Source organism: Pseudomonas meliae (assembly GCF_001400515.1).
In the GTDB taxonomy this organism is placed as follows: Bacteria; Pseudomonadota; Gammaproteobacteria; order Pseudomonadales; family Pseudomonadaceae; genus Aquipseudomonas; species Aquipseudomonas amygdali.
In genome coordinates, this window is the sequence record NZ_LJQT01000055.1 from 1 (window position 1) to 1,726 (window position 1,726).

General features: G+C 52.0%; 1 protein-coding gene and 2 pseudogenes. 1 reads left to right on the plus strand and 2 read right to left on the minus strand.

The window, feature by feature from the left end:
- Positions 1-404: CesT family type III secretion system chaperone (locus ALO64_RS02675; RefSeq protein WP_157058619.1), on the minus strand; the 404-nt coding region annotated here is incomplete at its 3' end.
- 130 nt (positions 405-534) lie between these two features.
- Positions 535-1,434, minus strand: a pseudogene (locus tag ALO64_RS02680) (IS3 family transposase); the annotation flags it as partial.
- 74 nt (positions 1,435-1,508) lie between these two features.
- Here ALO64_RS02680 and ALO64_RS23680 point away from each other — a divergent pair.
- A pseudogene (locus ALO64_RS23680) lies at positions 1,509-1,726 on the plus strand (IS110 family transposase); the annotation flags it as partial.

A 1,726-nucleotide genomic window follows, 5' to 3' on the forward strand; every position in this document is an offset into this window, starting at 1 on the left:
TGCAGCGCCTCCTTAAGATTGAAGTGGTTTTTTATTGCGCTACTGCTATCGATAAAGTGCTCAAAACTTGCGATCCCCTGTGCGCCTTCGATGTCCGCTGGCAACAGCCGAGCATGCAAAATCAGATTATATTGATTATCAAGACCTAATATCAGGCAAGGTTTTTTTAGGCTAAAGTCATTAGCTTGAAGTAGCTCACGACTAAATCCTTCGTACTTATCTTGATACGCACCAAGAGTGCTATGTAAATAAATACAACCGTCACGTTCTCCATAAATCTTAACGGGAATATCGTCGTTGACCATAAAGCGATAAACCTCATCCTCGAACTGCTTTCCGGGTGGCGTAGGTAGCTTGTAACGCGCTATCAGAGCATCCACCCATCGATCAAAATTTGTTTTCATATGTTTTTCCCATTCGTAGATGACACATATGATATGTGTGGTCGATATTATGGGTTTAGTTCCATAGCGGCATACCAAGATTCCGGGCGGCCCGTATTTTTCGGCTGGATTTAGTGTGGCATTGTAGTGGTCAACTGATCCCGGACACGACGTTAAGTTTTTTCTCGGCCTGAGCCGGTGGCAGTCCACCATTAAATTGGTGCGGTCGAATCCAGTTGTACCGGTGCATCAAAAAATGGCTGATATCCCGCTGAGCTTGTTGGACCGTCGTGTAGCCCATGGTCGGTATCCACTCGGTTTTAAGGCTCCTGAACACCCGCTCCATCGGCGCATTATCCCAACAATTTCCTCGCCGGCTCATGCTCTGACGCATGCGATATCGCCAAAGGCGCTGGCGAAAACTCCGGCTTCCATATTGCGAGCCTTGGTCGGAGTGGAACAGCAAACCTTGAGGCTTCCCTCGCTGCTCGTAAGCCATGTCCAAGGCCTTGATGACCAAGTCGGCATCCGGCTTTCCCGACAACGCCCAACCCACAACACGGCGGGCAAAAAGATCTAGCACAACCGCCAGATACTGCCATTTCCCTTGAGCCCAGGTGTAAGTGATATCGCCACACCAGACGTGGTCAGGAGCGGACACATCAAACTCCCGGTTCAAAATATTAGGAATGTCGGGCCGCTCGACCGTCGCCTTTTTGTAAGCATGCGATCCCGGTTGTTTGCTGACCAACTCCAGCTCGCGCATCAGGCTGCGCACCTTGAATCGCCCGATCCGCTCGCCGTCGTCCTGCATCATGGCCGTGATGCTACGGCTACCGGGAGCACTGCGGCCTTGGGTGAACAACTCGTTCACCCGACTGCGCAATCGAAGGCGTTCTACATCCGGTGTGCGGCGCCTGAGACGCCGAGCGTAGTAGCACGAGCGGGTCACTTCAAACACCTTGCACAGCCAATCAACCGGCTCGTGGATGCTCAACTGGTCAATCAGCGCGAACCCTCGAGATCTTCCGATATTAAGAGCGCGGTAGCCTAATGAGATGGTCGCCCCCACACCCTGCGAGGGCTAAGCTTTAGCAGGGTGCTTTATTTTCGGAGGGCATCATCATGAGCGAGTCAGCGCTGATAGGTATTGATCTCGGTAAACATACGTTCCATCTGCACGGCCAGGATAAGTCAGGCCGGGAGGTGTTTCGCAAAAAATGTTCACGGGCGCAAATGATGCAATTTTTGCCAGCTCGCAGAGCTGTGTCGTGGCAATGGAGGCCTGTGCGGGGTCGCACTGTGTTGCTCGTCAGTTGGCGGCGAGACTGTCAGAAATTTTG